Source organism: Mesorhizobium sp. M7A.F.Ca.CA.003.01.2.1 (assembly GCF_003998945.1).
In the GTDB taxonomy this organism is placed as follows: domain Bacteria; phylum Pseudomonadota; class Alphaproteobacteria; order Rhizobiales; family Rhizobiaceae; genus Mesorhizobium; species Mesorhizobium ciceri.
Map to the genome: position 1 here is coordinate 1 of NZ_RZRA01000154.1, position 7,590 is coordinate 7,590.

General features: G+C 62.6%; 8 protein-coding genes. 5 read left to right on the forward strand and 3 right to left on the reverse strand.

Features of this window, described 5'->3' with window-relative positions:
• Positions 1-539: nicotinate-nucleotide--dimethylbenzimidazole phosphoribosyltransferase (locus tag EN969_RS09060; protein WP_206525138.1), on the reverse strand; the 539-nt coding region annotated here is incomplete at its 3' end.
• A gap of 197 nt (positions 540-736) precedes the next feature.
• Here EN969_RS09060 and EN969_RS09065 point away from each other — a divergent pair.
• Together EN969_RS09065 and EN969_RS09070 are read left to right on the forward strand one after the other, a co-directional pair.
• The gene (locus tag EN969_RS09065) at positions 737-970 is read left to right on the forward strand and encodes a DUF1289 domain-containing protein (protein WP_024503316.1); all 234 of its coding nucleotides are present in this window, start codon (positions 737-739) and stop codon (positions 968-970) included.
• A 7-nt stretch (positions 971-977) separates the two neighbouring features.
• Positions 978-1,682, forward strand: a complete 705-nt coding sequence (locus tag EN969_RS09070; protein WP_024503317.1) for a TIGR02281 family clan AA aspartic protease — start codon at positions 978-980, stop codon at positions 1,680-1,682.
• Positions 1,683-1,692: 10 nt separating this feature from the next.
• Here the strand turns inward: EN969_RS09070 and dusA are convergent, their stop codons facing one another.
• Positions 1,693-2,691 carry a tRNA dihydrouridine(20/20a) synthase DusA gene (dusA, locus tag EN969_RS09075; RefSeq protein ID WP_063167985.1) on the reverse strand — a complete coding sequence of 333 codons (999 nt, stop codon included), beginning with the start codon at positions 2,689-2,691 and terminating at the stop codon, positions 1,693-1,695.
• Between the two features lie 242 nt (positions 2,692-2,933).
• Positions 2,934-4,916, reverse strand: a complete 1,983-nt coding sequence (locus tag EN969_RS09080; protein ID WP_063167984.1) for a BTAD domain-containing putative transcriptional regulator — start codon at positions 4,914-4,916, stop codon at positions 2,934-2,936.
• A 151-nt stretch (positions 4,917-5,067) separates the two neighbouring features.
• On the opposite strand from EN969_RS09080, the gene EN969_RS09085 reads away from it, so the two are divergent.
• From EN969_RS09085 to EN969_RS09095, 3 genes are all read left to right on the forward strand, one after another.
• Positions 5,068-6,066 carry a DMT family transporter gene (locus EN969_RS09085; protein WP_127419078.1) on the forward strand — a complete coding sequence of 333 codons (999 nt, stop codon included), beginning with the start codon at positions 5,068-5,070 and terminating at the stop codon, positions 6,064-6,066.
• 108 nt (positions 6,067-6,174) lie between these two features.
• Positions 6,175-6,816 (forward strand): hypothetical protein, encoded by a 642-nt coding sequence (locus EN969_RS09090; protein WP_245462583.1) that lies wholly within the window; start codon positions 6,175-6,177, stop codon positions 6,814-6,816.
• A gap of 42 nt (positions 6,817-6,858) precedes the next feature.
• Positions 6,859-7,590: DUF1194 domain-containing protein (locus EN969_RS09095; protein ID WP_127419079.1), on the forward strand; the 732-nt coding region annotated here is incomplete at its 3' end.

The window sequence follows — 7,590 nt, forward strand, 5'->3', positions numbered from 1 at the left end:
CCCCCGAACAGCGCCGCAAACAGGGTGGCGGCGACGGTGGAGTTGCCGACGCCGAGATCGCCGAGACACAAAAGATCGGTGCCGCCGGCGATCGCTTCCATGCCGAAGGCCATGGTGGCGGCACAGCCACGCTCGTCAAGCGCGGCCTCTTCGGTGATGTCGGCGGTCGGGATGTGCAGGGCAAGATCGAAAACCTTAAGCCCGAGATCGTAGGCAATGCAGATCTGGTTGATCGCGGCACCTCCGGCGGCGCAAAGTTCGACCGCGTTGGCGGTCGCCGCCACCGGCCGTGGCGAAATGCCGTGGCGCGTGACGCCGTGATTGCCGGCAAAGACCGCCATCAGCGGTCTTGTCACCGCGGGCGGAGCCCGCCCGCTCCAGGCGGCCAGCCAGGCGGCGATGTCCTCGATGCGGCCAAGCGAATTGCCCGGTTCGGCCTTGGCAAACAGCGTGCGCACGCGGGTCTCGGCTGCCGTGTCGGCCGCCGGCAGATTGGCCAACAGGTTGCGAAAATCGTCGAAAGGCAGTGCGCTGGTCATCTTGTTATCGATCATTCCCTGGATTTGGTAAGCGGCATAGCCGCCTTGCGGGGTTGGCACAACCTCTGGGATGATGGGCCTGCATTTGCCGCAAAGCCGGCCCCGAAGGGCGCAATCGCGAGGGCTTGCATTGGCTTTGCCGTTGCACCATGTGGAGGTGGAACAAGGGATTGCGGATGGAAGCCCAAGAGAAAGTCATGACGGCCATCGAATCCCCGTGCATCCTGGTCTGTTCGATCGACATGAAAACCGGCTTCTGTTTCGGGTGCGGCCGCACGCGCGAGGAAATCGGCGCCTGGATCGGGATGACGCCGGAAACGCGCCGCAGCGTCATGGCTGAATTGCCGGCCCGGCTGGAAACGGTCGAGCGCCGGCCGCGCCGGGAAACGCGCCGCACCCGCATGGCGCGCGAACGCGACGCGCTGTCGTGAGGTGCGGATGAGCCGGTTGTTCTGGATATTGATGGCCGCGATCGGGGTGGGAGCAGTCCTGCTCATGCTCAACGATTCCGCCGGCAGCACCCTCGGCGTGGAGAACAACGATTTCAGCCGGCTGATCTGGCTCGGCGCCTTTGGCGCCCTTATCGGCGCCGGCCTGCTTCGCTCGGGCCGACCCCTGGGCGCCATGGCCCGCAACTTAGGCGCCTGGGCGGCCATCGCGCTCGCGCTGATCGCCGGCTATCAGTACCGCTATGAGCTGCAGGATGTCGCCAGCCGGGTGACCGCGGGCCTTGTTCCCGGCAGTCCGCTTGCGCTTGGCGTCGAGGACGGCCACGCCACGGTGACGCTCGACAAGGCGGACAACGGCCATTTCGAAGCGCGCATCCTGGTCAACGGCAACCCGGTCCGGGCCGTGGTGGATACCGGCGCGACCAGCACCGTGCTGACGTCCGAAGACGCACAAGCCGCCGGATTCAATCCAGCGGCGCTCAACTACACCATACCGGTTTCGACCGCCAACGGCATGGCACGCGCCGCGGCCGTGAAAACCGATCAGATTGCGATCGGCGGCATCACGCGCAGGGATATGTCGGTGATGATCGCCGCACCCGGCATGCTCAGCCAGAGCCTGCTCGGCATGAACTTCATCGGTTCATTGTCGGGTTTTGACGTGCGCGGCGACCGCATGATCCTCAGGGACTGATCCCTGAATCTCAAGCCGCTTCGGCTGCCGCTCCGCCGAGCTCGACGGCCGCGAAAGCCGCCTTCAGCACGTCCGGGCCGGCGCCGGGTTTTGTCGCGTCGGTGGACAGGATCTGCCGGTAGCGGCGCGCGCCGGGCAAGCCATGGAACAGTCCGACCATGTGGCGGGTGACATGTCCAAGCCGCCCACCCAGCTCGATATGACGTGCCGCATAGTCCGCCATTGTATCGATCAGCGCGGCGAAATCGAACGGCTCGGACTGGACGCCGTAGAAAGCGGCATCGACGCCAGCCAGAATGCCGGGTGTGTGGTAGGCGGCGCGGCCAAGCATGGCGCCATCGACATGGTCGAGATGCGCCAACGCCTCTTCGATCGTCTGAATGCCGCCATTGATGCCAATGAATTCGTTAGGTTTTCTAGCCTTCAACCGATAAACTCTGTTGTAATCGAGCGGCGGGATGTCACGGTTTTCCTTGGGGCTCAGCCCTTCCAGCCACGCCTTGCGCGCATGCACCCACAATGCGTCGGCGCCGGCGTCGAAAACCCCATCCGCCAGCGCATCGAGGGCCGGCTCCGGATCCTGCTCGTCGACGCCGATGCGGCATTTGACGGTCACGGGAATTGTCACCGCCGCCTTCATCGCCGCGACACAGCCGGCAACGAGGTCCGGCACCTTCATCAGGCAGGCGCCGAACGTGCCCGACTGGACGCGGTCTGACGGACAGCCGACATTGAGGTTGATCTCGTCATAGCCAAAGGCCTCGCCGATGCGCGCCGCCTCGGCAAGTTTTTCGCGATCCGAGCCGCCGAGCTGCAGCGCGACCGGATGTTCTGACGCATCGAAGCCGAGCAGACGCTCGCGTGCGCCATGGATGACGGCGTCGGCCACCACCATCTCGGTGTAAAGCAGCGCATGGCTCGTCAGCTGACGGTGGAAGAACCGGCAATGCCGGTCCGTCCAGTCCATCATGGGCGCTATGGCTACCCTTAACCTTTGATAATCTTGCATGTTTCGTAACTTCAACAGGTTGGATCGCGTCGTACGGGCTCTATCACGCGCCATGATAGGCCCAAGCCGCAAATCGGCGGATGACTGGCCGGCGCCACGGCGTGGGGCGTCGAATACCTCAATCGCAGGGTAGCGTATAGGTCGACCTGGCCGGAATTGCCAACGCGTCGTCTGCTTTCGATGCCTGGGCGGAGGACGGAACCCTCCAGCTTCGTATGACGGTGTCTGCGCCAACGATGTGGCTAGGAACTGGGAAGGCCAGCCCTCGACAGCATCTCAAGGAACCGGGAATGATGATGATCCTTTACATAGCGCGGCACAAAGCCAGGGCAGACGTTGCTCAGATTGAGATGCGGAAGTTGTGACAGGCAATGGTGGATGGCCCGGGACGCTTCTTCGTTATTTCCGGTGGCCGATGCGGTCGCGGCCCAATAAAGGGCGCCGCGAACGAAGCCAGGCTTTGTCCTGACTACTTTGCGGGCGGCTTCGAGCGCCCGCTGGTTGTCTCCGCCAGCGAAGAGCGCCACAACCAGGCCGTGGTGGCGCCAGAAGTCGATGACATCGTGCGTTCCGAGCCGGATTGCTTCGTTGGCCTCACGCACCGCTTCGTCGACCTGTCCGCGCAACGCAAAGAGCATCGAAATATCGCCGTGGCCAGTTGGGTAGCTTGGGTTGAGGCTGATCGCGTGGCGGCATTCGGCGATCGCCTCGTCGATGCGACCGCAACTTTCGAGAGCGAACGACAGAATACATCGGGCAATTTCATCGTCCGGTACCGCCCGTACTGCGGCTTCCGCAAGCTCGACCGCACGCTCGATCACCCCACGCCCCCGAGGCAGCGCACCAAACGCCACGCCCATGGATATCACGATCGAGAGCGTCCGCTTTGCACGGGCATTGTCGGGACCTATCGAGAAGGCCCTCTCGGCAAGCTCTATCCCGACCAAAAGTGAGTCCCGAGTCATCTCAAAATATTTCATGAGGGCTTCGTTCACCAGCCTGCGCACTTCAGGGATCCCTGGCGGGCTTTTGTCTCGAACCTTCCAGTTGGTCAGTTGAAGTTCGAGGATCACGGCAAGAACAACAGATTGTGCGATCCTGTCCTGGAATTCGAGCGCGTTCTCGGAGTGGCCGTCGAACTTCTGGGCCCAGACGTGGTGGCCGCCGGCGGCATCGACGAGCTGGACATTCACCCTCAACCCATTGCCGGATCTCTGGACGCTGCCGCTGAGCATATATCGCGCCCGGAGTATCCCTGGTGTCTTGGCTTCTTCGCCTGGGCCGCTCTTCTCGGACGGAAGCGCGGCGAGCACGACATAGTCGGCCACTCCGGAGAGGGCTGTCGTGATGTCCTGGACAAGTCCCTTGGCGAAAAAGTCGTCGCCTTGCTTTCCGGTCAGATTAACGAAGTCGGCAACGCTGATGGACGGACGCCCAAGGCGCTGGCTGGACGGAACACCATTTGTCGACTGCACATTTGAAGCGTCGTCGGCGGCAAGCAACAGAGATTGCCAAAGCGCCCGCGTTTCAGGGCCGGCTTCGACGCCGAACTCCTTCTTCAGCATGCTTCTGCAAGCTTCGTATGTCCTGATTGCCCTGTCGCGTTGGCCACATGCGAGCAGCAATTCCATCTTGAGCCGATAGGATTCTTCCCGTGTCGGTTCCATGGTCAGAATACGATCGGCCAGGATCAGCCCGGCATCGGGGTCGACGAGACGGGCCAGTTTTTCGAAGGACTCAAGCGCGCGGCCGAGCAGCCTGTCGCGTTCCGATGTGATCCAGTCATCGAACGCATTGCTTCCCAGATAAAGCCCGTCGAGGAAGGGCCCGGTGTAGTTCGCCAAGGCCTTCGCCAGCTCCTGGGCGGAACGGGCCGAGAGACCCGTTTCGAACTTCTCCACGTCGACTTGAACCAGCTCTGGCCTCAGGGCGATCAACTCACCGCTGGAATGGATGAGATCCACCCCCTCTCGCGCCAGATCCTGGCGCAGGACACTGAGGGCCTGCCGAAGGCTGTTGCGCGAATGTTCAGCGTCGCTGTCGCCCCATAGGAGGTCAGCCAGCCTCTCCCGCGTCGCCGCCATGCCCGGACACCGGGCCAGATAGGCGATGATTGCCGGCCCTCGTTTCCCGGTCAGCCGAAGCGGGCCGGCCGTTTCATTTTCAATCCGGAAACCGCCGAAGAGTGAGATTCTATTTGCAGCGCCGCTGTCCTCACTTTGCATTTGCTATCCCAGCCTGACGAAATCCTAACTCAAAACTAACGCTTCGCAACAGTCGGCCTTCGCGCTCAAGCGCTGCCGTAACGGCAGGCTGTTTAGGCTTTGCTAAATTAAGGCGACCAAGTCAACGAAAGGCTTGGTTCGAGGGGGGCGCGTGTCCAGGACAAGAGCCAATTTGCTGCTGCTGTTTGCAGCCGCTTTGTGGGGCTTCGGCAATGTCTCGCAAAAGATGGTGCTTGTGCATCTCGACGCGCTGAGTGCTGTGGGTCTGCGATGCCTGATCGGCGGGCTGCTTGTGCTGCCCTTTGTCTTCATGGAGAAGCGGCTTCCGCTCGGGCCGGACTATTTTTCCAGCTTGGCCAAGGTGGGCGCGCTGTTTGCCATCTCCATCACGCTCCAGCAGCTTTGCTATCTCGGGGCCTCCGTCACCAATGCGAGCTTCCTGGTAAGCACGGCAACGGTAATGACACCGCTGGCCGCCTGGTTTCTCGTAGGCGAACGTCCGACAGCGAGTCTTACAATCGCCGCCGGATTGACCCTTGTTGGAGCCCTGCTGTTGTCGGATGGGATAGCCGGGTTCAGCAGTGGCGATCTTACCGCTGGCCTCTCGGCTGCCTGCTATGCGCTCTGGGCAGTCGAGCTGGGCCGGCACATGCAGGTGCATGCGCGGCCGTTCACCGCTGCCGCGACACAGTTCTTCGGCGCCGCAGCCTTCGCCCTGCCGCTCGGTGCAATGCAAGGCAATCTGTCGCTGGCCGCCGCATCCGCAGCCGGCCCGGAACTGGCCATCCTCGGCGTGTTCTCCACTGCGATTGCCTTCGGCATACAGACGGTTGCCCTCCGCTTTACGCCGGCCAGCCACGCCGCCGTGATCGTCAGCGCAGAAAGCGTTTTCGGGGCGCTGGGCGCGGCAATCTTTCTCGGCGAGCGGAGCTCGTCCGCGAGCGTCTTGGGTGCCGGCATCATCCTGGGTGCGATCCTGTCCGTTGCAATGTCGAACCGAGCGCTGCAGGCACGCACGTCCTTGCGAACCGCTTCGGTTCAATCCTTCGACGCGGCCCCTGCCTTTGCAACTGCGTCCGCAAATCGGGCGGGCGATCGTCATCCCAACAATTCAGGTCCAGTGGAGGAATGTGATGGCCCTTGCCGGTGATGCGAAACGTATTCCAGACCCGGCCGGACTTGTCGCGGGGGCGCAGTGATGGATGCGCGGACAATCCTTCTTCCGGTCGCACATTTGGTATCGGCGCTTCGCGCCCGCATGAAGGGACCGGGTGGCTACTACAACAGCGGCAATGCGCTCGGCCTCATTGTCGGTCTGGCGATCCAGATTGCCACCGCGCCGGTCGGCTTGCATGAGGGAAGCAGCGTCACCATGGCGGTGATCGAATATTTCGCTGGCAGCCATGGCACTGTTGCGCTGACCTTGACCACCCTGGTCTTCTTCTGGGGCGGCGAGGCCTATCACCGGGCCTGGGCAAGGCCGGATGCTCCCGATCCCGCCCTCAACCGTCTAGGCGACTTCCTGTCGGGCCTGGGTGCGATCGGGCTCGGCATTGCCCTGTTGCTGCTCGGCGATCCATTGCTTGCGGCGACCTCCGGCCTGCTGCATGCGCTGGGCAAATTCGGCAGCACCTTCCACAGGCCCGGCACGCCAATTCCGATCTGGCCGGCCGCTTGGCCCGATCCGTTCCGCAGTGCGGTGCTCGCCAGCCGGTTGCCGGCAATGCTGGCGACGACAGTGGCCCTCGCCCGCGCTTTGCCTGAGGTCTGGTGGAGCGGCTCCTTCGCGGCCCTCGCCATGCCACTGACCTTGCTCGGCTGTTATCTCTTGTGGACCAAGGCCGATCTGCTGCTCTTCGGCGTGGGCACCAAGGCCACCCGCCAGATTTCCACATGTTGAACCCGCTTTTTGAAACGACCGGATGTCGAGATGGAGAATGACATGTTTGGCAGTGTGTATCATCAGGACGCCGGCCCCCCATCCTTTCGCAAACTGGTGCGGGCGACAGGCTGGGGCAGTCTCCTGACGCCGGCCGGTTCAATCTCGAGAGTGACAGGAATACTTGCAGCTTCGCTGTTTTGGGGGGCCTCGGCCCATGCCGCGAACGTTGACGTCGCCATCGTGTTCGCGGTCGACTTTTCGTCATCCATCGATCCGAAGATCGCCGATATGCAACGCGAGGGACATGCCGCGGCACTCACCTCGCCAGAGATCATCGCCGCCATCAGCCGGCATTATATTGGTTGCATCGGCGTTGCCTATTTTGAGTGGTCGAGCCCCGGACACGCGCGCGTCGTGCTGCCGTGGACAAGCATCTGCGGACTGGAAGATGCCGAAGCGGCGGCTGCGGTGATCAGCAGGAAAGGCGATACCGGCTTCATCCGCAGAGGGCGTGGCGGAACATCCGTCTCCTCGGCTATCGACATCGGCAGTCTCCTGCTCGACCAGTTCCCGGGAAAGGCCGCAAAGAAAGTCATCGATATCTCCTCCAATGGCGAGAACAACGACGGGCTTCCCGTCCAGCCGAGCAGGTCGAACGCCATAGCCAAGGGATATACGATCAATGCCATCGCCATCCCGACGGAGGATGAGAATCCCGACCAACCTCTGGCATCCTATTTTGCCAAATCGGTCATTGGCGGTTCCCAGGCCTTCCTCATGACGCCGAAGGGG